Here is a 25,024-nt window from a genome sequence, read left to right on the forward strand (position 1 = left end):
GCAGACCTCACCCAGCCACACGTTGCGCATGGCGCTCTTGCCGTCGCAACCAGGAAAGGATGAGCGAGATCGCCGCTGGTGTCATACCGTCGACCTTCGTCGCCTGGGCGAGGTTTCGCGGCTTATGCTGCGCCAGCTTTTGCTTCAGTTCATTCGAAAGCCCGGGCAACATGTCATAGTCGAAGTCATCCGGTATGGCCGTAGTTTCATCGCGTCGGACGCCGGCTATGTCTGAGGCTTGGCGCTCCATGTAGACGGCATAGGCCGCATCGATTTCCAACGCCTCAACAACCCCCGGTGAAATAGCTTGAAGCTCAGGCCAAAGCCGGGTCAACGCATCGATCGATTGACCGGGATAGGAGAGGATTTCGAAGGCCGTTCGGCGCTGACCATCCTGATTGAGCTTCAGGCCGAAACGCTGGCCTTCGCTCGGTGTCACCGAGAGGGAACGCAGGAGCGAACGCCCGGCCGCGTAGAAATGCCTCCATGTTTCGAAGCGCTGGCGACGCGCGTCACCCACGCATCCAAGTTCGATGCCCACCGGCGTCAAACGCATATCCGCATTGTCTGCACGCAGCGACAACCGGTACTCGGCCCGGGAGGTGAACATGCGATAGGGTTCGGTTATCCCTCGAGACGTCAAGTCATCGATCATCACGCCGATATAGGAATCGGTTCGGCTGAACTGATAAGGAGCACGGCCGCTCACCCGCAGCGCGGCATTCACACCCGCAACGAGACCCTGAGCTCCGGCCTCTTCATATCCCGTCGTGCCGTTGATCTGACCCGCCAGAAATAGACCGGGCATCTTGCGCACGCCCAGGGATAATTCCAGTTCCCGCGGGTCGACATGGTCGTACTCGATTGCATAGCCCGGCTGAAGAATCTGCACCTGCTCGAGGCCCGGAATGGTCCGAATGAAAGCCTCCTGCACATCCTCGGGAAGTGACGTCGAAATTCCGTTCGGATAGACGGTATGGTCGTCCAACCCTTCGGGCTCCAAAAATATCTGGTGACCATCCCGCTCGCCGAACCGAACGATCTTATCCTCGATCGATGGACAATAGCGCGGACCGACCCCTTCGATCTGGCCCGAATACATTGCGGATTGGTTTATATTATCAGCGATAATCTTATGCGTCGCAGCTGTCGTCCGCGTTACGCCGCAATCGATCTGCCGGTTGGCGATTGCATCGGTCATGAATGAGAACGGTACGGGATTATCATCCGGGCCTTGGCGCCCGACGCGGTCCCAGTCGATCGTACGGCCGTCCAGCCGCGCCGGCGTGCCGGTCTTCAGCCGACCAAGCTGCAGGCCAGCACGCTGTAGCGTGTCGGAGAGACCCAGGGACGGGTCTTCGCCCACACGACCGGCCGGCATCTTACGGTTGCCGATGTGGATGAGGCCTTTGAGAAATGTGCCGGTCGTGAGGACAACGGCGGAAGAGCGATAGGTCCGGCCGTCCTTCATCACCGCACCGCGGACCACACCACCTTCGGTCAACAGATCGAAGGCATCACCTTCGATGACCGTGAGGTTCTTGATTGCTTCGATCTCGCGCTGCATCGCTTGGCGGTACAGTTTGCGATCCGCCTGCGTACGCGGACCGCGCACCGCCGGCCCTTTGCGCCGGTTGAGAAGCCGGAACTGGATTCCCGCGGCATCGGCCACACGTCCCATGAGGCCGTCGAGGGCATCGATCTCGCGGACCAGATGACCCTTGCCGAGACCCCCGATCGCAGGATTACAGGACATCACCCCGATCGTATCCCGCTTATGCGTGATCAGGATCGTGCGGGCGCCGAGGCGTGCGGAAGCCGAAGCGGCTTCGCAGCCCGCATGACCGCCACCGATCACAATGACATCACAGTCCGTCATAGACATGCTCCAGCATTCCGTTGCGAGCTCCAGGCCCTTGATTGTCAGTTCAGTCATTCGAGTCAAGAGCGTTTCACGTGAAACGCACCGAATGACTCGCAGACGTTGTATCTCTTCAGCGTCAAGCCTATTTTCCGATGCAGAACTCGGAGAATATGACATCCAGAAGGTTCTCGACATCGACCCGCCCGGTGATCCTGCCGAGTGCGTCCGCCGCTTGGCGAAGCTGCTCTGCTCGCAGTTCGAGGTCGCCGGCGTCCAGGCTGTGCTCCAGTGCGGCACTCGCCTGCCGCAGACAGTCGACGTGGCGCTTTCGCGAGGGCATCGCCAGTGCTGTCTTACCGGCCAGGTCAGGGAGGTAGGATTGCAGGACGGTCAGCAGCTCGGCCATACCCTCGCCTGTCCTGGTCGAAAGAAAAATGTCCGCATCGGATGCCCCCCAGCTTGGTGTCGTGCGGTCGATTTTGGTCGCAACGCGGATGACGGGGATACCCTCCGGAAAACCCTCACCAACTTCGAAGGCGCCCGGTTTTTCCGATAATAGAAGCACAAGATCGGCATCGGCGATAACCTCGCGCGCCCTCCGTATACCTTCCCGTTCCACGATTTCTTCCGTTTCGCGAAGCCCAGCAGTGTCGAACAGTTTTATTGAGAATCCGGCTAAGGAAAGATCTACGGCTAAAACGTCGCGCGTCGTGCCGGCAATTTCGGTGACGATCGCGATATCCCTTCGAGCCAGGGCATTGAGCAAGCTCGATTTGCCCGCATTGGGTTCACCGGCAATCACGATCTTGAGGCCATCCCGGATTATCTCGGCCAGCCCCGCGCGCGCGATATGCCCGTCGATTTCTTCGCGAAGCCTTTCCACATCTTCCCAGATCTTCGTGCTGACGGAACCGGGAACATCTTCCTCATCGGCAAAGTCGAGCTCTGCCTCGATCATCGCACGCGCATGGGTCAGGCGTCGAGCCCAGCCGCTATAAAGCGCTGACTGGCCGCCGCCCGACTGCTCCACAGCGAGGCGGCGCTGCATCTCCGTCTCCGCCGCGATCAGGTCCGCCAGCCCCTCTACCTCGACCAGGTCCAGCTTGCCGTTCTGAAAGGCACGCCTCGCGAACTCTCCGGCTTCCGCATGCCTCAGCCCGTCGATCCCGGCCAGCTCGTCCAGGATGGCGCTCACCACCGCCCGTCCGCCGTGAACCTGCAGTTCGCAGCAATCCTCCCCCGTGAAGGACGCGGGCGCGGGAAAATGAAGCACCAGACCACGGTCCAGCATTTCACCGTTTCGAGTCCGAATCGTTCGCAAGGTCGCGATGCGCTCTGACGGAAGCGTTCCGCACAGCAGTGTAAGCACGTCGGCTGTTGCCGGACCGCTGACGCGGATCGTGGCAACGCCGGCGGGTAGCGAGCCGCTCGAAAGAGCGTAGATCGTATCGGTAGAAAGCATTGGTTCACCGCTTGCGAAGCGACGTTCGGCGCCAGCGCCGTTTCGACGTCTTTGATCGGGAATCTCGGCGGCGCCGATGGGAAGCACATCCGGTGCGCCTGTAGCTACAGCGGCACTCGACCGACGAGTGGCGCCTTATGCACCGGGTCGGGTATGAAATCAAGTGTTGCTCACCGGCAAGGGGGTCACGCGTTTCACGTGAATCATCGCAGCACTTCGAGGGAAAACGCTTAGCGGCACCTCCGCCCGGAAGTGCACGGGGTCCAAACTGCTGGACTCCAATATTCGATGGAACACTCCAAGCCCTGGATCTGCACCGGGCCCTGGCATGCGCCGGTCAAGGGACTGATCAGCGATAAAGCAACAAGGCCGGCGCATGCCTGCACCGGCCTTGCGTGCAATGACGCGCCCCGCGCCGTGGACGGCGGGCGGCTATGTGTTCATCGAGTCGAAGAAGTCGCTATTGGTCTTCGTCTGCTTGAGCTTGTCGATGAGGAACTCGATCGCATCCGTCGTGCCCATCGGCGCAAGAATGCGGCGAAGCACGAAGATCTTCTGCAGGTCCTGGCGCGGAACCAGGAGATCCTCCTTACGCGTGCCGGACTTCAGAATGTCCATGGCCGGGAAGATTCGCTTGTCGGCCACCTTACGGTCGAGCACGATTTCGGAGTTGCCGGTGCCCTTGAACTCTTCGAAGATGACTTCGTCCATGCGGCTGCCGGTGTCGATCAGAGCCGTTGCAATAATCGTCAGCGACCCGCCTTCCTCGATATTGCGTGCTGCGCCGAAGAAGCGCTTCGGGCGCTGCAGAGCGTTCGCGTCGACGCCGCCGGTCAGAACTTTGCCCGATGAGGGGACGACCGTGTTGTAGGCGCGGCCGAGGCGGGTGACCGAGTCGAGCAGGATCACCACATCGCGTCCATGTTCCACGAGCCGTTTGGCTTTCTCGATCACCATCTCGGCGACCTGTACGTGGCGCGTCGCCGGCTCGTCGAAGGTCGAGGACACCACTTCGCCCTTGACGGAGCGCTGCATGTCCGTGACTTCCTCCGGCCGCTCGTCGATCAGGAGAACGATCAGGTAGCATTCCGGGTGGTTTGCCGTGATCGAATGCGCGATGTTCTGGAGAAGCACCGTTTTACCGGTGCGCGGCGGCGCAACGATGAGGCCGCGCTGGCCCTTGCCGAGCGGTGCGACAAGATCGATGACGCGGGCCGACAAGTCCTTGGATGTCGGAACCTCGAGTTCCATCTTGAAGCGTTCGTTCGGGTAGAGCGGCGTCAGGTTGTCGAAGTGAACCTTATGGCGGATTTTCTCCGGATCGTCGAAATTGATCGTATTGACCTTCAGAAGTGCGAAATAGCGTTCGCCTTCCTTCGGGCCGCGAATGGGGCCCTCGACCGTGTCGCCGGTCTTCAACGAAAAACGGCGGATCTGCGACGGCGAAATGTAGATGTCGTCGGGACCCGGGAGATAGTTCGCATTCGCGGAGCGCAGGAAGCCAAACCCGTCCTGCAGGACCTCGACGACGCCTTCTCCGATGATTTCTATCTCCTGCTGCGCCAGCATCTTGAGGATCGCGAACATCAGCTCCTGCTTGCGCATCGTGCTGGCATTCTCGACCTCGAGCTCTTCGGCAAAGGCCAGGAGGTCGGTCGGCGTCTTGTTTTTAAGTTCTTGAAGCTTCATTTCAGCCATGAAGGGTCCGTGCTTGATAGGGGATTGGTAGCCGGCGCGATTTGTAAGGGAGCTGCGAGGGGGAAGGCAGGCTCTAAAACTTCGTCACAGGCCACAGGAAGAAGGAGATGAGGGAAAATAGCGATTCACGTGAAACGCCGCAAGGGGTCGCAGCAAATTAGCGGCAACTATTGCGGCTGCGAATCGATTGAATTCAAAATGGTTTCACCACGACGAGGATGACTATGAGGATCATCAGCAGGGTCGGCGCCTCGTTCATCAGCCTCCAGTAGCGAGCATTCCGGCGATTCTCGTCCCGCTGGAAGGCCTTCACCGCGCGGCTGAAACGCACATGCACCAGGGTCAGCAGAAACACGCAGAAAATCTTCGCATGCAGCCAGCCTCCGCCAAAGCCATAGGCGCTCCATGCGAGGTAGAGACCAAGCACCCAGGAGATCATCATGGCCGGATTCATGATGACCTTGAGCAGGCGCAGTTCCATCATCTTGAAGGTCTCGGACTGCTGCGATCCGGGGGCCGCGTCGGTGTGATAGATGAAGAGGCGCGGCATGTAGAGAAGCGCCGCCATCCAGGAGATCACCGCGATAACGTGAAGCGCCTTTATCCATAGATACAGATCGTCCGGCTGCCAGGCAAAGAGACCTATCAGCAATGCCGCAAAAGCGCCGATCGCGATCGCCGCACGAAAGCGAGCCCGTTCGCCCGGGCCGCCGTCGGTTTGACGTTCCCCCATCACCGCTGCCCCCTCATCGCCGTCCTCTCACGCGGGCGACGAGCGTGGCGACATGGTCCGGATCGGCATCCGGCGTGATGCCGTGACCGAGATTGAAGATCAGCGGCCCCTTGCCGAGCACGTCCAGGATGCGGTCGATTCCATGCTCGAGAGCCGCGCCGCCGGCCACGACCCGCACCGGGTCGAGATTGCCCTGAACGGGCCCGTCCTTCTGCAATTCGGCGGCGAAGGAGAGCGGCACAGACCAGTCGAGGCCGATCGCGTCCGCCCCGGTCGCTTGCCGATAGTTCTTCAGCAGAAGACCCGCGCCCTTCGCAAAGGCTATGATCTTTGCCGAGGGACGCCGCGACCGCACGGAAGCGATCATGCGCCGGACAGGCTCGGCCGCGTAACGTTCGAACTCTTCCTCACCGAGCACACCGGCCCAGGAATCGAAGATCTGCACCGCATCGGCGCCGGCATCGATCTGTTCAACGAGATAGTCGGCGGAAATGTCGGCGAGCAGCGCCAAAAGCCGGTCGAAGGCTTTGCGATGCCGATAGGCGAAAAGACGTGCGGGCGCCTGGTCCGGCGTCCCGCGGCCGGCGATCATATAGGTCGCTACCGTCCAAGGCGCCCCACAGAAGCCGAGAAGCGTGGTCTCGGTCGGCAATTCCCTCCTCAGCCGGGAGACGGTCTCGAAGACCGGAGCGAGATGAGTGATGACGCCGTCGGGGTTCAGCCGGGCAATGCCGTCCTCGTCGATCGGATCCATCCGTGGACCTTGGCCCTCTTCGAAGCGCACGTTACGCTTGAGCGCATCGGGTACGACGAGGATATCGGAGAAAAGGATGGCGGCGTCGAAGCCGTAGCGGCGGATCGGCTGCAATGTCACTTCGACCGCGAGGTCGGGCGTGTAGCAGAGGTCGAGAAAGTTGCCGGCCTTCAGGCGCGTCGCCCTGTATTCGGGAAGATAGCGTCCCGCTTGCCGCATCAGCCAGATCGGGGGAGGGGTGAGCGTCTTCCCGTTCAAGACCTCCAACATTCTGCGATGCGGTTCACTCACTTGCCGGTTCCCAATCTAAAAATAAAACTGAATTTATGAGGTTTCTATTTCTTAGAGTCGGTGGGTATCAAGGATTAAAATCGCTCCTCATCCTATCCAGTCCGTCTCAATCCGTGACGAAGAGCCGGGAGAGATTCCGTTCAGATCGCGCAGCAAACGGGGAAACTCGGGAAAAGATTGCAGAGTCAGCAGCTTGCGGGTGATCGGCGGGTTGCGCTTCCTGTGGATTGGGAGTCGATCCGCGTGACAATTTGTCTTGGCCATGAGTCTTGTCCACATGGCCCTCCAAACGATTTCCGGCGAAGGGCATGATGTGAACAAGTCGTCGCTTTTCCACTTGCCTGAGAGCAGTCGCCGCCGTTAGCTGTTTTTATCCCGCCTTTTCAACAGACCGCGGAGAATTGCGTGGAGAACCGCAAAAACTACTTCCACCTGCACCTTATCTCCGATTCGACCGGCGAAACCCTGATTGCCGCCGGTCGTGCGGCTGCTGCGCAATTCCAGGCCTCTCATGCGCTGGAGCATGTCTATCCGCTGATCCGGAACCGGAAGCAGCTGATGCAGGTCATGGATGCGGTCGATGGCGCACCGGGCATCGTTCTCTACACGATCGTCGACCGGGAGCTTGCGGGTCTTATCGATGAAAGGTGCCGCGAGATCGGCGTACCCTGCGTCTCGGTGCTCGACCCGATCATCGAGCTGTTCCAGTCCTATCTCGGCTCGCCCTCCCGCCGCCGCTCGGGCGCACAGCATGTCATGGACGCCGAGTATTTCGCACGGATCGAGGCGCTGAACTTCACGATGGACCACGACGATGGTCAAATCCCCACGGATTTCAACGAGGCGGACGTGGTCCTTGTCGGCGTGAGCCGTACGTCGAAGACGCCGACGAGCATCTATCTCGCCAATCGCGGTATAAAGACTGCCAATATTCCGATCGTACCGGGCGTGCCGCTGCCCGATGCGCTTCTGAAGGCGACAAAGCCGCTGATCGTCGGCCTCATCGCTTCGGCCGAGCGACTCTCCCAGGTGCGTCAGCACCGCGTGCTCGGAACGACGCAGAGCTTCCACGCGGAAGACTACACCGACCGGGCGGCGATCGCCGAGGAGCTGAAATATGCCCGCTCGCTTTGCGCGCGCAACAACTGGCCGCTGATCGACGTGACGCGGCGCTCGATAGAAGAGACCGCCGCTGCCATCGTTGCCCTGCGGCCGCGGCTCAGATAGAGCGGACCGTCAGGCAATTCCAGAAGTGAAACGGTTCTCCGTTCGGAATTGCGGCAAATACAGTTGGAGCATTTCCGCGTTTTCGGCGAAAGTGGAGATGCTCGAGCTTGAGATCGCGGAAACGAATCGGGAAACGAAACAATGAGATCCTCGCTCGTATTGGCATCGGCCAGTCCATTCCGCCACACCCTCCTCGACAATGCTGGGCTGGCCTTCAAGGCTCGGGCGGCTGAAATCGACGAGCGTGCGCTGGAGCAGCCGCTGGAAGCGTCGGGCGCTTCGCCCTCTGATGTCGCGCTGGTGCTTGCCGAGGCAAAGGCGCGCGATGTCGCACGATATTTTCCGCGGGCTCTCGTGATCGGTTCGGATCAGACGATGTCGCTCGAAAACCGAGTCTATCACAAGCCCCGGAGCATGGCCGAAGCCGCCGGGCATCTCCTGTCGCTCTCCGGCAAGGTGCACAGCCTCAACAGCGCCATCGTTCTCGTGCGCGACGACGAGGTCGTCTGGCGGCATGTCTCGACCGCAAACATGACCGTGCGGCGATTGACCGACGGTTTCATCGATCGGCATCTTGCAAGGGTAGGCGAAAAGGCGCTGACGAGCGTCGGCGCCTATCAGCTCGAGGGCGAGGGCATCCAGCTCTTCGAAAAGATCGAAGGCGATTATTTCACCATACTCGGCCTGCCGATGCTGCCTCTTCTCTCCAAACTTCGCGAACTGGGTGCGATCGATGCATGATTCACGTGAAACATTTATTAAGCATGCCTTCGTTACCGGCTTTCCGGTGAAGCATTCGCGTTCGCCGCTCATTCACGGCTATTGGCTGAAGCAGTTCGGAATTCAGGGGAGCTACCGGGCTCACGAGGTTACGCCCGAGGCCTTTCCGGATTTCATGCGGCAGATCAAGGAAGGAACAACCGGCTTCTGCGGCGGCAACGTCACGATTCCGCACAAGGAGGACGCTTTCCGGTTGGCCGATCGGCCGGACGAACTCAGCGCCGAACTCGGAGCGGCCAACACACTCTGGCTCGAGAATGGGGAAATCCGTGCGACCAATACCGACGGGCGCGGCTTCGTCGCCAATCTCGATGAGCACGCCAAAGGATGGGACCGCATTTCGACCGCGGTGGTTCTCGGCGCCGGCGGCGCAAGCCGCGCCGTGATCCAGGCCATCCGCGACCGCGGGGTCAAGGCGATCCATGTGGTGAACCGCACGCCCGAGCGGGCGAGGGAACTGGCCGATCGCTTCGGGACGGCGGTGCACGCGCATTCGATGGCGGCGCTTCCTGAAGTCATTTCCGACGCCGGCCTGTTTGTGAACACGACCTCGCTCGGCATGAACGGCGGGCCGGCGCCGGCGATCGATTTTTCGGGCTTGGCGCCCGACGCCGTTGTCACCGACATCGTCTATGTGCCTTTGAAGACGCCGCTGTTGCGGCAGGCGGAAGGGCAAGGCTTCCGCATTGTCGACGGACTTGGCATGCTCCTGCATCAGGCTGTGCCCGGATTCGAGAAATGGTTCGGTTTGAGGCCCATCGTCGACGAAAGGCTCAGGCAGGTCATCATCAGCGACATGGATAAGCACGCATGATCATCGTCGGGCTCACCGGCTCCATCGGGATGGGAAAGACGACCGCTGCCGGGATGTTCCGGGAATTCGGCGTGCCGGTGAACGATGCCGACGAAGTGGTGCACCTGCTTTATAGCGGCGAAGCGGTGGCTCCGGTCGAAGCGGCCTTTCCAGGCGTCGCCAGGGACGGCGTAATCGACCGGTCGGAGCTTTCGCGCCGGCTCGTTGCGGCACCTGACCGGCTTGCCGAGCTGGAACGGATCGTCCATCCCCTCGTGCGCGCCAAGGAGCAGGAGTTCATTGCCCGGCACAGAGCTGAAGGCGCGCCTTTCGTGCTTCTCGATATTCCGCTCCTCTTCGAGACCAGGGCCGAGGCGCGCCTGGACCGTATCGTCGTCGTGACCTGCGATCCGAAAAAGCAGAAGGAGCGTGTCATGAAGCGCCCGGGAATGACCGACGAAAAATTTGCGATGATCCTAAAACGGCAGGTGCCCGACAGCGAGAAACGCGCCCGCGCCGACTATATCGTCGACACCAGCGACAGCTTTGACGTCACGCGGCAGCAGATCCGGTCGATCGTCGATGATTTGCGGGCCGGATAGTCTTCGGAGGACGACGCTGCCGCTTACCCCTTCGCCCCGCCTGCGGGGAGAAGACAGCCAGCAGGCTGGATGAGGGCTGCAACGGCCTTCAATTGCGCAGAAAATAACATTAGGAATGGAGGTCAGCTTCGGGTGATTCGCTCCGAAACGTCGTCCACAGGGCTTCCGCATGCGTGAAATCATCTTCGATACGGAAACGACCGGCCTCGACAACCGCGAAGACCGGGTCATCGAGATCGGCGGCGTCGAGCTCGAGAACCAGTTTCCGACCGGGCGCACGATCCATATCTATATCAATCCAGGGGAGCGCAAGGTTCATCCGGAAGCCCTTGCCGTCCACGGCATCACGGACGAGTTCCTGAAGGACAAGCCGCCCTTCGCCGACGTCGCCCAGGAAATCGTCGATTTCTTCGGCGATGCGCGCTGGGTCGCCCACAACGCTACATTCGACATCGGCTTCATCAATGCGGAGTTCGAGCGGCTCGGCCTGCCGCCAATTGGCAGCGACAGGGTCATCGACACTCTGGCGCTTGCCCGGCGCAAACACCCGATGGGGCCGAATTCGCTCGATGCGCTTTGCCGCCGCTACGGCATAGACAACTCGCATCGAACAAGGCACGGAGCGCTGCTCGACTCCGAGCTGCTCGCCGAGGTCTATATCGAGATGATCGGCGGCCGCCAGGCGGCGCTTGGTCTCGTGGTGGCGGAGACGGGAGGCCGCTCGATCGAAGCCGACGACGGCCCGGTCGTCGTCATCGGAAGGGACCGGCCTTTGCGACCACGGCTGACGGAGGTCGAAATCGCCGCCCATGCGGCGCTCGTCGCGAAGATCGGCGCGAATGCGATCTGGGCCAAATACAGCGAAGCCGAATACGTCCTCAGATCGGAAGCGGTTTAGGCCGTCGAGATTACAGCCCGTGGGGAGGACGGTTAAGTACGCTGCCTGCGAACGCCGGCCTCGCACCTCCGTCATCCTCAGGATTGAGGATCCATTCACAAGCTGTACCGGCGAATTTGAATTGCTTAGGGCGGACACAAAAAACCCGGCTCGCCGAGCCGGGCTTTCCAGAAACTTCGGACCGATCAGTTGGCCGTGTCGTTGGTGTTGGCAACCTGCGCGCGGACCTTTTCCTCGGCCATGCGCTGGGCAAACATCTGCGCGAAGTCGATAGGATCGATCATCAGCGGCGGGAAACCGCCGTTGCGGGTTGCGTCGGCTACGATCTGGCGCGCGAAGGGGAACAGCAGGCGCGGGCACTCGATGAAGAGCAGCGGCAGCATATGTTCCTGCGGGAAGCCGGCGACGCGGAAGACGCCGCCATAGGCGAGTTCGACGTTGAAGAGCATCTTGTCGCCGTCCTTTGCCTGGGCGCTCAGCGAGAGGACGACGTCGAAATCATTCTCCGCGAGCGGATTGGCGTTGACATTGACATTGATGTTGATCGACGGCGAGCGGTCGCGCGCCTGCAGCGAGCGCGGTGCGCCGGGGTTCTCGAAGGAGAGGTCCTTGACATACTGGGCCAGGATGTTGAGCGACGGGCTCGGCTGCTGGGCACTGCCGTTGCCGTTGGATGCGGTATCAGTCGTCATAAGAGTTTCCTCGGACTTCGAAATGGTGAGGCCATCTAGCATCTAGGGCCTTGGCTTACAACCCTGGTGGCCGGGACCGGCCCGACGCAGCGGTGCGTCCGACGGTTCGTCTCGGAGTCGCATTATAGACCCGATTGGAGCCGGAATGAGAAAAAGTGGGGGCTCGAATCAATGGGACAGACGATCCGGGGGCGGTGAACGGTCGTCCTCGTCCTTTTTCTTGCGCGAGAATTCATCCTCGTCGAGATCGATGATCAGCGGGCCGCGGCGCTCCTCGCGCCGGGGATCAGAGGCTTGGGGGCCAGCAGGACGGGGGCCGGAGGAGCGATAGAAGCCCGTTGCGCTGCTCAGAATTGTCATCCGGCTGCGCAGAAAGGCTGCGATGGCGCGTCGGACCGGGGGGAGGAAGATGAGAAGACCGACGACGTCGCTGATGAAACCGGGCACGATCAAGAGAATCGCGGCGATGAAGACCAGCACGCCGCCGACAACGTCCAGTCCCGGGTCATTCCCTGTCCGCGCCGCCTCCTGCAGGCGCCGGAGCACACCGAAGCCTTGGATGCGCAAGAGCAGGATGCCGGCGACGGCGCTTGCGAAAACAAGGAGAAGCGTCATCGCCACGCCGATCTCGCTGCCGACGGCGACGAAGCCGGCGATTTCGGCAAGCGGCAGCGCGAGAATGAGGAGCGGGATCAGGAAACGCATCGCCCGTGCTCGCAAGAAGGTGAGTGCAATTGTCCGGTCTCCGGTTTATGGGTGCGACATCGTCGTTTGAATGGTCTATCCTTCCGGACTATATGGAACAGTACGAGAAATTCTAACAGCGGTTCCGGGTGGAAATGGGCTCTTTTGATTTCATCACATTTTTTTTCCTGATCGCTGCCGTGGTCATCTTCCTGCAATTGCGGAGCGTCCTTGGTCGCAGGACCGGCAGCGAGCGGCCTCCTTTCGATCCGTACTCTCCAAGGGATGTCGCCCAGGGGCCGGAGGCCAAGGATAACGGCAAGGTCGTACAGCTTCCCCGCCGCGAGAGCACGGCGGAAGACGAGTCGCGGTATGCCGCGATCGAGAGCGTAGCAAAGGCCGGAACCCCGCTGAATGCCCAGCTCAGGGCCGTGACCGATGCGGATCCCAACTTCAATCCCGCCGAATTTCTCAACGGTGCGAAGATGGCCTACGAGATGATCGTCATGGCCTTTGCCGATGGCGACCGCAAAACCCTTAAGGGATTGCTGTCCCGCGAAGTCTATGAGGGGTTCGAGGCCGCAATTGCGGAGCGCGAGGCCAAGGGCGAAGTCGTCAAGTCGACCTTCGTCGGCATCGACAAGGCCGATATCGTGCACGCGGAGATCAAGGATGCCGAGGAAAACATAACGGTCAGGATCATCAGCCAGCTGATTTCCGCGACCTACGACAAGCAGGGCAAACTGGTTGACGGAGACGCCGACTCGGTTGCCGAAGTGAACGACTTGTGGACTTTTGCGCGCGATATCCGCTCACGCGACCCGAACTGGAAGCTGATCGCCACCGAATCGGAAAACTGACCGGGAAGCGGACGGCCATGGCCTTTCATCTCGAGCCGGTCTCCTTTTCGGAATTGCCCGGATGGACTGCGGACGACCCGGCGCCGGTGATCGCTTCGCTTCGCCGTTGTCACCGGCATGTAACGGCGGTGAAACCGTATAAGACCGGCTCTCTCGGTATTTCGGTGGGCGACCTCCTGCCCGCCTTCGAGGCGGCGGGCGGAGAATTCGCTGATGCGGAGTCAGCACGTGCCTTTTTCGAAGGCGAGTTCCTTCCGTTCCGAATCTGCCCGCGAGAGAAAGGCACCGGCTTCGTCACCGCGTTCTACGAGCCCGAGATCGAGGTACGGGCTCAGCCGGATGCGCAGTTCCGTTTTCCCTTTTATCGGCGCCCCTCCGACCTCATTGACATAGATGACGAAAACCGCCCGGAAGGAATGGACCCCTATTTCGCCTTTGGCCGCCTTCGCGACGGCAGGATCGAGGAATATCCCGATCGCCGTGCGATCGAAGAGGGCTTTCTCGCCGGTCGCGGCCTGGAGATCGCCTTTGCCCGCTCGAAGAGCGACGTATTCTTCGTCCATGTACAGGGGGCAGCGCGGCTGATCTATCCGGACGGAGCGCGCCGGCGCATCACCTATGCCGCGAAAACCGGACATCGCTTTTCCGCGATTGGGAAGCTGTTGGTCGATCGCGGCGAGATCGACTCCGCAACCGTGTCGATGGCGAGCATTCGCGGCTGGCTGGCGGCCCATCCCGACAGGGTGGACGAAGTCCTGTGGCACAACCGATCCTTCATCTTTTTCCGCGAGGCACCCGTTGACGAAGAGGACCTCGGCCCCGTTGCGGCCGCCAAGGTGCCGCTCGCGCCGGGACGATCGCTTGCCGTCGACCGTCTCATTCACACCTTCGGCGTCCCCTTTTACATCGCGAGCCGGACGCTGACCCATCTCGACGGCGGACATCCCTTCGGTCGGCTGATGCTCGCCCTCGACACCGGTTCGGCGATCGTCGGCCCGGCGCGTGGCGATATCTTCACCGGCTCCGGCGACGAGGCGGGGCTTCTGGCCGGCTCCGTGCGCAACGACGCAGACTTCTTCATTCTCGTGCCTCGTGCAGCCGCGGCCCGCTATCGCTCCCAGTATAGCCATGGCTAAGGAGAAGAAGCTTTCCACCGAGGACCGCATTCTCTGGGGGAAGGTCGCGCGTTCGGCGCGGCCCATGCCGGGGCGGCTGGACGATCTCGAGGAGCTGCTGGGCGAGGCGGCTGAGACCAAGGCTGGATCCGGCCCCGAGCCGGCGCCGGCCCCGAGCTCGCCCGAAAGGGCCGACAGCGGCTTGTCGCTCAGCCGCGACAGGGCAGAACACCGCCCTCATCATCCGCTGGAGCGGCCGGTCAAACGCAAGCTTGCCAAGGGCAGGCTGACACTCGAGGCGCGGATCGACCTGCACGGGATGATCCAGAGCGAGGCGCATGGTCTGCTGCTGCAGTTTCTCCTCAGGGCGCGCGAGCGCGGCTTGAGGCATGTCCTTGTCATCACCGGCAAGGGGACATCGCTCGGCAGCGACGGCGCCCTGAAGCGCGCCGTACCGCTCTGGTTCTCGCTGCCGGAGTTTCGGCCGCTGATCTCGTCCTACGAACCGGCGGCCCGCAACCACGGCGGCGAGGGTGCGCTCTATGTGCGGCTGGCGCGGGCGAAGGGAAGCGCATCATGACTCCCTTCGGTGAGGCCGTGCGCGAACTGCGCCGGCGCAAGGGCGTCTCTCAGAAGGAGATGGCTGCGGCGATCGGGGTTTCGCCCCGCCTACCTCTCGGCTCTCGAACACGGCAAGCGGGGGGCGCCGAGCTTCGATTTCCTCCAGCGCGTGGCCGGCTATTTCAACGTGATCTGGGACGAGGCCGACGAACTCTTCCGGATCGCGCATATTTCAGACCCGAAAGTCGTGCTCGACACGTCTGGCCTTCCGCCCGGACACACCGCATTCGCCAACCGTTTGAGCATGGCGATCCGGGACCTGCCGGCGGAGACGATACGGGCACTGGAAGATGTTTTGGAAAAAGCCGCATTTCCTGATAAGGACAGGGGATGAAAGCTCGTCCCGGCCGAGATCCTTGCGTCGGGATTTGGAACCATTGGACAAATTTTCTATAGTCCGCGAGGCATCTCGCGCTGTGATTCGCAATGACTCGCGACGTCCGAAAACCTGGAAAGACCTGAGCCCGAATGACCGATATTTCTGAAACCGAAGCCGGCGCAATCGCCGAATATGGTGCCGATTCCATCAAGGTGCTGAAAGGCCTCGATGCCGTTCGCAAGCGCCCGGGCATGTATATCGGCGACACGGACGACGGCTCGGGTCTGCACCACATGGTCTACGAGGTGGTGGACAACGCGATCGACGAGGCTCTGGCGGGGCACGCGGACATCGTCACGGTGACGCTCAATCCCGACGGATCCGTGACCGTGACAGACAACGGCCGCGGCATACCGACCGACATCCACCGGGAAGAAGGCGTCTCGGCGGCGGAAGTCATCATGACGCAGCTTCATGCCGGCGGAAAATTCGACCAGAATTCCTACAAGGTCTCCGGCGGCCTGCACGGCGTCGGCGTTTCGGTCGTCAACGCCCTTTCCGTGTCGCTGAAGCTCAGGATTCGCCGGGCCGGCAAGATCCACGAAATGAGCTTCACCCACGGCGTTGCCGACGGGCCGCTGAAGGTGACGGGAGACGCCGGCGACGAGACCGGCACGGAGGTCACTTTCACGCCGAGCGAACAGACCTTTTCGAACGTCGAGTTCGACTTCGCCACGCTCGAGCATCGCCTGCGCGAACTCGCCTTCCTGAATTCCGGCGTCCGCATCGTGCTGACCGACAAGCGCCATTCGGACATTCGCCGTGAGGAGATGATGTATGACGGCGGCCTCGAGGCTTTCGTCGCCTATCTCGACCGGGCGAAGAAGCCGCTCGTGCACAAGCCGGTGTCGATCCGCGGCGAGAAGGACGGCATCACCGTCGAAGTGGCGATGTGGTGGAACGACAGCTTTCACGAGAACGTGCTGTGCTTCACGAACAACATTCCGCAGCGCGACGGCGGCACGCATATGGCCGGCTTCCGCGGCGCGCTGACGCGTCAGATCACCTCCTATGCCGAGACGTCCGGCGTCACCAAGAAGGAAAAGGTATCGCTCACGGGCGACGATTGCCGTGAGGGGCTGACGGCTGTGCTGTCGGTGAAGGTTCCCGATCCCAAATTCTCCTCGCAGACCAAGGACAAGCTGGTGTCCTCGGAAGTCCGCCCGGTCGTCGAAAGTCTGGTCAACGAGGCCCTGAGCGTCTGGCTCGAAGAACATCCTTCCGATGCCAAGATTCTCGTGGGCAAGGTCGTGGAGGCGGCCGCCGCACGCGAAGCCGCACGCAAGGCGCGCGAATTGACGCGCCGAAAAGGCGCGCTCGACATCTCGTCGCTTCCCGGCAAGCTCGCCGATTGTTCCGAGCGCGACCCGGCCAAATCCGAACTCTTCCTGGTGGAGGGCGACTCGGCAGGCGGCTCGGCCAAGCAGGGCCGCTCGCGTGAAAACCAGGCGATCCTGCCGCTGCGCGGCAAGATCCTCAACGTCGAGCGCGCGCGTTTCGACAAGATGCTGTCGAGCCAGGAAATCGGCACGCTGATTACCGCGCTCGGAACGTCGATCAAGGACGAGTTCAACGCCGACAAGCTGCGATACCACAAGATCATCATCATGACGGATGCCGACGTCGACGGCGCCCACATCCGCACGCTGCTGCTCACCTTCTTCTTCCGGCAGATGCCGGTGCTGATCGAGCGCGGCCACCTCTACATCGCCCAGCCGCCGCTGTACAAAGTGGCGCGCGGCAAATCCGTCCAGTATCTCAAGGATGAGAAGGCGCTCGAAGATTATCTGATCGGCATGGGCCTGGAGGAGGCGTCGCTCGAACTCGCTTCGGGCGAAGTGCGCGCCGGCCAGGATCTTCGCGAGGTCATCAACGACGCGCTGCGACTGCGCTCGCTGATAGATGGGCTCCACTCCCGCTACAATCGCTCGGTCGTGGAGCAGGCTGCGATCGCCGGGGCGCTCAACGTTGAGCTCAACGGCGAACGCGACGAATACCAGCAGATCGCCGCCGAAGTGGCCCGCCGGCTCGATGTCATCGCCGAGGAGACCGAGCGCGGCTGGGAGGCAACGGTTACGGCCGAAGGCGGGCTGAAGCTCGAGCGCATGGTGCGCGGCGTCAAGGAAGCGGCCATGCTCGACATGGCGCTGATCGGTTCTTCCGATGCGCGCCACATCGATCAGCTCAAGGGACGGCTGAAGGAAGTTTACGGTGCGCCCCCGGTACTGCGCCGCCGCGACGGCACGCAGGAGATCAGCGGCCCGCGCGCCCTCCTGGACGCGATCTTCGCCGCCGGTCGCAAGGGGCTCACCATGCAGCGTTACAAGGGCCTGGGCGAAATGAACGCCGAGCAGCTGTGGGAGACGACGCTCGATCCGAACGTCCGTTCGCTGCTGCAGGTTAAGGTTGCCGATGCGACCGATGCGGATGGCCTGTTCTCGCGCCTGATGGGCGACGAAGTGGAGCCGCGCCGCGACTTCATCCAGGAAAATGCGCTGAGCGTCGCCAACCTCGATATCTGACGCTTAGGGCGTTTATCTGCTGCGCAACCTCGACAGGAGCAGGGCGACTTCCGTCCTGCTCTTGTCGTTGCCGAAGTTCGGCGACTTTGGCTCATTCGCCCTTGAAGTGTCCTTCGAAGACGAACTCGCCGACAGGCCTGCGCTGGCTCGGCTTTTCCCGTTCGCGCAGATCCTCCGGCAGGGTGGAAGGATCGGCGATCCTGCCGATCGCGACGGCTGCCTCGACACGGTAGTGCTCCGGCACGCCGAGCACCTGCATTGCCTTTTCCCTGTCGACTCCCGCCATTGCATGGGCATGCCAACCGGCAAGCTGCGTCTGCAGCGCGAGCGCGAACCAGGACGCTCCCGTATCGAAGGCGTGCGTATAGGCCGGCCTCAGCTCGCCGGTCGATGTGGCTCTGTGGGTCTTCGAAAGGATGATCACGAGGGCAGAGGCGTTTTTAGCCCAGCGCTGGTTGCCTTCGTCGAGCGTCGACAGCAGACGGCCGAAATCCTCGGTGCCGCGGCGGGCATAGACGAAGCGCCAGGGTTGAAGATTGCTGGCCGAAGGCGCCCAGCGCGCCGCCTCGAAAAGCGCGAGCAGATCCTTTTCCTCAATCTCCTCGCCGGTGAAGGCGCGCGGCGACCAGCGTTCCAGAAAAACAGAGTGGATGGGGTGATCGGCTCTTCTACGGTTGATTTCTGTCACGAACGAAACATCCTTATTTTCGCAGATAGCATCTGTGTGACGCATGGCCATCCGTGCGCTTCAGTTCAGCACATGCGAGAAGGATCCCTAAACGGCAATCATGTGATTGTCGAACTGGCGAAAAAAGTTGTATAAGTTCTGTAGAATTTTGAGGAAGGGACGCGCCATGAATCTGAAAGACCCGTCGCTGTTTCGCCAGGCCGCTCTCGTGGGAGATACCTGGATCGAAGCCGATCCCAAGAATGCGATCGAGGTGAACAATCCGGCCACCGGCGAAATCATCGGCCGTGTCCCGAAGCTCGGCGCCGCCGAGACCAGCACCGCCATCGAGACTGCGGCGCGGGTGCAGAAGGACTGGGCCGCAAGAACGGCGAAGGAGCGCTCGGCTGTACTGCGCCGCTGGTTCGAGCTGATGATCGAAAACAAGGACGATCTCGGCCGAATCCTGACGATGGAGCAGGGCAAACCGCTTGCGGAAGCGACAGGCGAGATCGTCTACGGAGCGAGCTTCATCGAATGGTTCGCGGAAGAGGCGCGCCGCGTCTATGGCGATCTCGTCCCCGGCCATCAGAAGGACAAGCGCATTCTGGTAATGAAGCAGCCGATCGGCGTCGTCGCGGCGATCACTCCCTGGAACTTCCCGAATGCGATGATCACCCGAAAGGCCGGGCCGGCCTTTGCCGCGGGTTGTGCCATGATCCTCAAGCCGGCCGCGCAGACGCCGTTTTCGGCAATCGCCATCGCCGTCCTCGCAGAGCGCGCAGGCATCCCGAAGGGTCTCTTCAGCGTCGTCACAGGCTCCGCGCGCGAGATCGGCGCCGAGATGACCTCCAATCCGACCGTACGAAAGCTGACCTTTACCGGCTCCACCGAGGTCGGTGCCGAGCTCTATCGCCAGAGCGCGGCCACGATCAAGAAGCTCGGTCTGGAGCTTGGCGGCAACGCTCCATTCATCGTTTTCGACGACGCCGATCTCGATGCGGCGGTCGAAGGGGCGCTGATCGCCAAGTTCCGCAACAATGGCCAGACCTGCGTCTGCGCCAATCGCATCTATGTGCAGGACGGCGTTTACGAGGCCTTCTCCGAGAAGCTTGCCCAGGCCGTCGGCAAGCTCAAGACCGGTAACGGCCTGGAGGAAGGTGTCATTCTCGGGCCGCTGATCGACCAGCCGGCGCTGAAGAAGGTCGAGGAGCACGTGGCCGATGCGCTCTCGAAGGGCGCGCGCGTGGTGCAGGGCGGTCGTCGCCATACGCTCGGCGGCACCTTTTATGAGGCGACGGTGCTGGCCGACGTGACCCAGGCGATGGCGGTCGCACGGGAAGAGACGTTTGGCCCGGTGGCGCCGCTCTTCCGCTTCAAGGACGAAGCGGACGTGATCGCGCAGGCGAACGACACCGAGTTCGGTCTTGCCTCCTATTTCTACGCGACGGATCTCGCCCGCGTCTTCCGCGTGGCCGAGGCCCTGGAATACGGCATGGTCGGCGTCAATACCGGGCTGATCTCCACGGCCGAGGCGCCCTTCGGCGGTGTCAAGCTTTCGGGCCTCGGACGCGAAGGCTCGAAATACGGGATCGAGGAATTCATGGAGATCAAATATGTCTGCCTCGGCGGTATTGCCTGAGCAGGAGCCCCATCAAACAGACCGCTCGGCAGCGCTGGGCGGTTTTCTTTTGTTGCGAAGACATTAGTCTTCGTCATCGATTCTTGTTGCAGGATGAGGATCGCCGTCACCCTCCCTCTCCCGCTTGCGGGGAGAGGGGACTTGGGCGGCCGCCGTCTATTCCGCGTAAAGCAGCCCACTCCAAAGGAGACCGACGATGCCCGCCCCGAAAAACACCTTCAAAGCGGCGATCCGCGAAAACCGGTTCCAGCTTGGGCTCTGGGTGGCGCTCGCCAGTCCCTATGCGGCCGAAGTGGTGGCCGGCAGCGGTTACGACTGGCTGCTGATCGATGGCGAGCACGCTCCGAACGATCTTCCCATGCTGGCGGCACAGTATCGCGCGGTCGCTGGCGGAGGCAGCCATCCGATCGTCCGCCTGCCGGTCGGCGACACGGTCATGATCAAGCAGATTCTCGACGCCGGCGTCCAGACGCTTCTGATCCCGATGGTCGACAATGTCGAGCAGGCGCGGCAGCTCGTGCGCGCCGTGCGTTACCCGCCGCATGGTATTCGCGGCGTCGGTGCCGCTCTGGGCCGGGCCACGAATTTCAGCCGCATCGGCGACTATCTCGAAAACGCCAATGACGAAATCTGTCTGCTTTTGCAGATCGAGAGCCGGGCAGGGCTGGAGGCGATCGACGCCATCGCTTCGCTGGACGGCGTCGACGGACTGTTCATCGGTCCGGCGGATCTTGCCGCGGACATGGGCCATCTCGGCAATCCCGGCCATCCGGAGGTGCGGGCAGTCATCATCGAGGCCTTCGCGCGAATCCATCGCGCCGGCAAGGCGCGCGGCATCATGACCCTCGATCCCGCCCAGGCGCGGGACTATCGTGACCTTGGGGCCGACTTCCTGGCGATCGGCACCGATGTGACGCTTCTCGTCAGCGCAACGGAACGGTTGCGCCGGGAGTTTCTTGGAGAAGCCGGACCGATAAGACGTGAATCCGGCTACTGATCGGTTTTTCCGGCTGGAGCGTTTCAGAAAGCTGACGCGCTCCATTGGACCCGATCATGTTCATGGTCCTGGGTCGTCCGACTGAATCATCGTGACCCTAGGGGATCGATTGCAGCAGAGTCTCGCGCGCCGATTTCAGGTGTCGCCGGCAGGCCTGTTCGGCGAGCGTCGGATCGCGCGATTGCAGCGCGGCGATATAGTCGAGATGCTCTTCCAGTGCCCGGGCGTTGCGCTCCCGTGCATTCGCCTTGTTCCACTGGTAGTGATAGTGGAAGACGATGGCGATGACATCGTAGAAGTCGATGATGAAGCGGTTGCTCGACGATTTGTGCACCAGGAGGTGGAAGCGTTCGTCGAGCTCTGAAAACTCGCCGTAGCGCTTGTCGATGTCGGCGAGGATTTCCCGATGCTCCGCCTCGATCGTCTTCAGTTCCTCCCAGGCCGGGTCCTGTTCGGGAAGAGAAACGAAGCGGGCGGCCGATCGCAGCTCGAACATCTCCCTCACTTCGGTCAGTTCGAGTGCGAAATCGCGCGTGAACCCCTTGAGAACCCAATGGCTGTTCGGCCGTTTCTCGATCAGCCCGAAGCGGCTGAAGCGGATCAGGAATTCGCGAACGCTCGTCGTGCCGGCGCCGATCTCGCGGGCAAGTTCGAGCTCGTTGATCTGCATGCCGGGCTCGGCGCCGCCCGCGAGAATCCGGCGCATGAAGCTCCGCTCGATTCGCTCGGCGAGCGAATCGGTCTCCTCGGTCGGGAAATAATCCGAGGGCTCGGGTCTTCTCAGCACGGTCTTCAGACGCTTGTCCCAAGCGATGAGGCTCAGTTCCTCGCAGCGAGTGAGAATGGCGCGCACGGTTGTGCGGCTGACGCCGAGCGCTTGGCCGAGCTCCGGTTCCGAGGGCAGCGTGGCGGTCTCGGCGAAGAGGTCGAGGCAGCGGTTGAAGGCATCCTTGAAGACGGTGTTCTGCTTCGCCATGACGAGATCCGGCCCGGCTCGGGTTGGTCGTGACGGCGCGCCGGGCTCCCAATCCGCGACGGCCGCAATAGCCACATAATAGTCATTGACGAACATCTGTCTATTGTAGATAAAAGACAGAAGGGTGCTTTTACATGCGAGGAGCTTGAATTGCCCGCACCGTCTTCGATCCTTCTTTCGCCGGAAGACAACGTCGTCGTCGCCACCGCCGCGATTGCGCCGGGCGAACGGCTGGCTGGCGGCGTGCCGGCGGTTGCTCGGATCGAGGCAGGCCACAAGGCCGCGATCCGTAAGATCGATGCGGGTGAGCCGGTGGTCAAATACGGCCAGGCGATCGGTCGGGCCACATCGACCATCGCCCCCGGCGAGCACGTTCATTCGCATAACCTCGCCTTCGACCAGGGCCGGCTCGCCATCGGCGCTCCCGTGCCGCCGGAGGCCGCGAGCGCAACGGACAAGGCGCGCACATTCCTCGGCTATCGCCGGGCGGACGGCCGTGCCGCAACGCGCAACTACATCGGCATCGTCGCCAGCGTGAACTGTTCCACCACGGTCTGTCGCGCGATCGCCGACGAGGCCAACCGGCGTGTTCTGCCGAAATATGAAGGCATCGACGGCTTCGTGCCGATCGTGCACGACCAGGGATGCGGCATGTCGTCCACGGGCGACGGAATGAAGAACCTGCACCGGACGCTCGCCGGCTATGCGCGCCACGCGAATTTCGGCGGCGTGCTGATGGTCGGCCTCGGCTGCGAGGTCAATCAGCTGACGCTCTACGGCCAGAGTGGGGCCGGAGCCGAGAAGCGGCATTTCAACATCCAGGAGGCCGGCGGTTCGCGCCGCTCGGTCGAGCGTGCACTCGGCATTCTCGACGAGATCGCGAAAGAGGTGGCAACCGCCCGGCGCGTGCCGATCCCGGTCAGCGAGATCATCGTCGGCCTGCAATGCGGCGGCTCGGATGGGCTTTCCGGCATCACCGCCAATCCGGCACTCGGCGCGGCGGTCGATATCCTCGCAGGCGCCGGCGGCACGGCCATCCTATCCGAAACCTCCGAGATCTACGGCGCCGAGCATCTGCTGCGCAGCCGCGCGATCAATGAGACAGTCGCGGTGAAGCTCGACGGACTTATCGCCTGGTGGGAGGACTATGTGGCGATGCATGGCGCTTCGCTGGACAATAATCCTTCGCCGGGTAATAAGCGCGGCGGCCTGACGACGATCCTCGAAAAATCGCTCGGGGCGGTCGCCAAAGGCGGCCGCTCGCCATTGACCGCCGTCTACAGTTATGCGGAACGCGTGACGGAGCCGGGCCTCGTCTTCATGGATACGCCGGGTTACGATCCGGTATCGGCAACCGGCCAGGTCGCCGGCGGCGCCAATGTCATAGCCTTCACGACCGGGCGCGGCAGCTGCTTCGGCTGTCGGCCGGCGCCATCGATCAAGCTCACCAGCAACACGGCGCTCTATCGGGCCATGGAAGAGGACATGGATATCGACTGCGGCGTCATCGCCTCGGGTGAGGCGACGATCGCCGGCCTCGGCCGGGAGATTTTCGAGTTCATCATAGAGACGGCCTCGGGCCGAAAGACAAAGAGCGAGCTTTTCGGCTACGGTGACAACGAATTCGTGCCATGGCATCTGGGGGCGACGCTTTAGGGTGAGGGGCAGATTTTCCTTGGGGAGGAGACAAGGAATGCAGACGAGAAGGATCGGACGGACCGAACTTGCGGTGACCGAACTCAGCTTCGGCACGGCCGGACTGGGCGGTCTCTATCGCGAATGTACCCGTGATGCGGCGATGGCAACGCTCGACGCCGCCTGGGAAGCAGGTATCCGTTATTTCGACACGGCGCCCTTCTACGGGCTCGGTCTTGCCGAGCGGCGTGTGGGCGATTTCCTGCGCGACAAGCCGCGCGACGGTTTCGTGCTGTCGACGAAGGTAGGCCGCCTGCTTCATCCGGTGCCGGAGGACAAGGTTCCGGACTATTCCTACGTCAAGCCTCTGAACTTCGACGTCACCTATGACTACGGCTACGACGCGATCATGCGTTCGGTCGAGATGAGCTACGCCCGCCTTGGTCTCAACCGGATAGACATCCTCTATGTCCACGACATCGGCGGCTATACGCACGGCGCGGCGAAAAATGCCGTCTACCTGCGGCAGCTCCTGGACTCCGGCCTGAAAGCGCTGGAAGAGCTGAAGTCGAGCGGCGTCATTTCGGCCTATGGCCTCGGCGTCAACGAGGTGCCGGTCTGCCTCGACGTCATGCGCCGGGCCGAAATCGACTGCATCCTGCTTGCCGGGCGCTACACGCTTCTCGACCGCTCCGCGGTTGCCGAGCTCCTGCCGCTCTGCGCGGATAAGCGCACGTCGCTGATCGTCGGCGGCGTGTTCAATTCCGGCATTCTCGCGACCGGTCCCGTCGAGGGAGCGCATTTCGATTACATGCCCGCAACCGAGGAGGTGCGCGCCAAGGTCGCAGCGATGGAACGCATCGCTGCGGCAAAGGACATGCCGCTCGCTGCCCCGGCCCTGCAGTTTCCGCTGGCCAATCCTCAGGTCGCCTCCGTCCTGCTCGGAACCGCCAAACCGCAGAGCCTCAAGCGGAATATGGAGCTGACGCGCTTTGAAATCGCGCCGGAGGATTACGCGGGCTTCGATCCCCACACACTTGTCGCGCCCGAGCTGGGACCGGAGGCGGTAAGGGCCTGATGCCCCGCCGCCGGCCATGGCGGCCCGTCACCTTTCATAAGCAACCGGACCCGC

General features: G+C 62.1%; 22 protein-coding genes and 1 pseudogene. 14 read left to right on the forward strand and 9 right to left on the reverse strand.

Going from position 1 to position 25,024, the window contains the following annotated elements; all coding sequences use genetic code 11:
* Positions 1-7 precede the first annotated feature (7 nt).
* The 5 genes from mnmG to hemE form a co-directional block, all read right to left on the reverse strand.
* Positions 8-1,879, reverse strand: a complete 1,872-nt coding sequence (gene mnmG, locus SINAR_RS0127045) for a tRNA uridine-5-carboxymethylaminomethyl(34) synthesis enzyme MnmG (RefSeq protein ID WP_028001987.1) — start codon at positions 1,877-1,879, stop codon at positions 8-10.
* 127 nt (positions 1,880-2,006) lie between these two features.
* Entirely contained in the window at positions 2,007-3,326 is a 1,320-nt protein-coding gene (mnmE, locus tag SINAR_RS0127050) for a tRNA uridine-5-carboxymethylaminomethyl(34) synthesis GTPase MnmE (protein WP_028001988.1), read from the reverse strand.
* A 432-nt stretch (positions 3,327-3,758) separates the two neighbouring features.
* The gene (gene rho / locus SINAR_RS0127055) at positions 3,759-5,024 is read right to left on the reverse strand and encodes a transcription termination factor Rho (protein WP_028001989.1); all 1,266 of its coding nucleotides are present in this window, start codon (positions 5,022-5,024) and stop codon (positions 3,759-3,761) included.
* Positions 5,025-5,217: 193 nt separating this feature from the next.
* Positions 5,218-5,760: a protoporphyrinogen oxidase HemJ gene (gene hemJ / locus SINAR_RS0127060; RefSeq protein ID WP_028001990.1), complete on the reverse strand. Its 543-nt coding sequence runs from the start codon at positions 5,758-5,760 to the stop codon at positions 5,218-5,220.
* 10 nt (positions 5,761-5,770) lie between these two features.
* Positions 5,771-6,802: a uroporphyrinogen decarboxylase gene (gene hemE, locus SINAR_RS0127065; protein ID WP_028001991.1), complete on the reverse strand. Its 1,032-nt coding sequence runs from the start codon at positions 6,800-6,802 to the stop codon at positions 5,771-5,773.
* 405 nt (positions 6,803-7,207) lie between these two features.
* Between hemE and SINAR_RS0127070 the strand changes: the two genes are divergently transcribed.
* The 5 genes from SINAR_RS0127070 to dnaQ all read left to right on the forward strand — a co-directional run bounded on the left by SINAR_RS0127070 (position 7,208) and on the right by dnaQ (position 11,102).
* Entirely contained in the window at positions 7,208-8,029 is an 822-nt protein-coding gene (locus SINAR_RS0127070; protein WP_028001992.1) for a pyruvate, water dikinase regulatory protein, read from the forward strand.
* A 141-nt stretch (positions 8,030-8,170) separates the two neighbouring features.
* Positions 8,171-8,770: a Maf-like protein gene (locus SINAR_RS0127075; RefSeq protein WP_028001993.1), complete on the forward strand. Its 600-nt coding sequence runs from the start codon at positions 8,171-8,173 to the stop codon at positions 8,768-8,770.
* Positions 8,763-9,623, forward strand: a complete 861-nt coding sequence (locus SINAR_RS0127080; protein ID WP_028001994.1) for a shikimate dehydrogenase — start codon at positions 8,763-8,765, stop codon at positions 9,621-9,623. The genes SINAR_RS0127075 and SINAR_RS0127080 overlap by 8 nt, the downstream gene beginning before the upstream one ends.
* Complete coding sequence (coaE, locus tag SINAR_RS0127085; protein ID WP_028001995.1) at positions 9,620-10,204, forward strand: dephospho-CoA kinase; 585 nt, start codon at positions 9,620-9,622, stop codon at positions 10,202-10,204. The genes SINAR_RS0127080 and coaE overlap by 4 nt, the downstream gene beginning before the upstream one ends.
* Before the next feature lie 169 nt (positions 10,205-10,373).
* Positions 10,374-11,102, forward strand: a complete 729-nt coding sequence (gene dnaQ / locus SINAR_RS0127090; protein ID WP_028001996.1) for a DNA polymerase III subunit epsilon — start codon at positions 10,374-10,376, stop codon at positions 11,100-11,102.
* A gap of 185 nt (positions 11,103-11,287) precedes the next feature.
* Here dnaQ and secB read toward each other — a convergent pair whose 3' ends face one another.
* Positions 11,288-11,794 carry a protein-export chaperone SecB gene (gene secB, locus SINAR_RS0127095; RefSeq protein ID WP_028001997.1) on the reverse strand — a complete coding sequence of 169 codons (507 nt, stop codon included), beginning with the start codon at positions 11,792-11,794 and terminating at the stop codon, positions 11,288-11,290.
* 168 nt (positions 11,795-11,962) lie between these two features.
* Positions 11,963-12,499: an FxsA family protein gene (locus SINAR_RS0127100; protein ID WP_028001998.1), complete on the reverse strand. Its 537-nt coding sequence runs from the start codon at positions 12,497-12,499 to the stop codon at positions 11,963-11,965.
* Between the two features lie 134 nt (positions 12,500-12,633).
* Between SINAR_RS0127100 and SINAR_RS0127105 the strand changes: the two genes are divergently transcribed.
* From SINAR_RS0127105 to gyrB, 5 genes and pseudogenes are all read left to right on the forward strand, one after another.
* The gene (locus tag SINAR_RS0127105) at positions 12,634-13,338 is read left to right on the forward strand and encodes a Tim44/TimA family putative adaptor protein (protein WP_028001999.1); all 705 of its coding nucleotides are present in this window, start codon (positions 12,634-12,636) and stop codon (positions 13,336-13,338) included.
* Positions 13,339-13,355: 17 nt separating this feature from the next.
* The gene (gene mltA / locus SINAR_RS0127110) at positions 13,356-14,474 is read left to right on the forward strand and encodes a murein transglycosylase A (RefSeq protein WP_028002000.1); all 1,119 of its coding nucleotides are present in this window, start codon (positions 13,356-13,358) and stop codon (positions 14,472-14,474) included.
* On the forward strand, positions 14,467-15,033 hold the full coding sequence (locus tag SINAR_RS0127115; RefSeq protein WP_028002001.1) for a Smr/MutS family protein: 567 nt from the start codon (positions 14,467-14,469) through the stop codon (positions 15,031-15,033). Before mltA ends, SINAR_RS0127115 begins: the two co-directional genes overlap by 8 nt.
* Positions 15,030-15,408, forward strand: a pseudogene (locus SINAR_RS01000000133940) (helix-turn-helix domain-containing protein). The gene SINAR_RS0127115 and the pseudogene SINAR_RS01000000133940 overlap by 4 nt, the downstream one beginning before the upstream one ends.
* Positions 15,409-15,542: 134 nt before the next feature.
* Complete coding sequence (gene gyrB, locus SINAR_RS0127125; RefSeq protein ID WP_028002002.1) at positions 15,543-17,975, forward strand: DNA topoisomerase (ATP-hydrolyzing) subunit B; 2,433 nt, start codon at positions 15,543-15,545, stop codon at positions 17,973-17,975.
* Between the two features lie 91 nt (positions 17,976-18,066).
* Here gyrB and SINAR_RS0127130 read toward each other — a convergent pair whose 3' ends face one another.
* Complete coding sequence (locus SINAR_RS0127130) at positions 18,067-18,663, reverse strand: nitroreductase family protein (protein WP_028002003.1); 597 nt, start codon at positions 18,661-18,663, stop codon at positions 18,067-18,069.
* Between the two features lie 166 nt (positions 18,664-18,829).
* On the opposite strand from SINAR_RS0127130, the gene gabD reads away from it, so the two are divergent.
* Positions 18,830-20,284: an NADP-dependent succinate-semialdehyde dehydrogenase gene (gene gabD, locus SINAR_RS0127135; protein ID WP_028002004.1), complete on the forward strand. Its 1,455-nt coding sequence runs from the start codon at positions 18,830-18,832 to the stop codon at positions 20,282-20,284.
* Positions 20,285-20,480: 196 nt separating this feature from the next.
* Positions 20,481-21,281: a 4-hydroxy-2-oxoheptanedioate aldolase gene (gene hpaI, locus SINAR_RS0127140; RefSeq protein WP_028002005.1), complete on the forward strand. Its 801-nt coding sequence runs from the start codon at positions 20,481-20,483 to the stop codon at positions 21,279-21,281.
* A gap of 97 nt (positions 21,282-21,378) precedes the next feature.
* Here the strand turns inward: hpaI and SINAR_RS0127145 are convergent, their stop codons facing one another.
* On the reverse strand, positions 21,379-22,257 hold the full coding sequence (locus SINAR_RS0127145; protein ID WP_028002006.1) for a GntR family transcriptional regulator: 879 nt from the start codon (positions 22,255-22,257) through the stop codon (positions 21,379-21,381).
* Between the two features lie 150 nt (positions 22,258-22,407).
* Here SINAR_RS0127145 and SINAR_RS0127150 point away from each other — a divergent pair, with 150 nt between their 5' ends.
* Positions 22,408-23,913: a UxaA family hydrolase gene (locus SINAR_RS0127150; protein ID WP_028002007.1), complete on the forward strand. Its 1,506-nt coding sequence runs from the start codon at positions 22,408-22,410 to the stop codon at positions 23,911-23,913.
* A gap of 37 nt (positions 23,914-23,950) precedes the next feature.
* Positions 23,951-24,970 carry an aldo/keto reductase gene (locus SINAR_RS0127155; RefSeq protein WP_028002008.1) on the forward strand — a complete coding sequence of 340 codons (1,020 nt, stop codon included), beginning with the start codon at positions 23,951-23,953 and terminating at the stop codon, positions 24,968-24,970.
* Positions 24,971-25,024 lie beyond the last annotated feature (54 nt).

This window comes from Sinorhizobium arboris LMG 14919 (assembly GCF_000427465.1).
GTDB classification, from domain to species: Bacteria; Pseudomonadota; Alphaproteobacteria; order Rhizobiales; family Rhizobiaceae; genus Sinorhizobium; species Sinorhizobium arboris.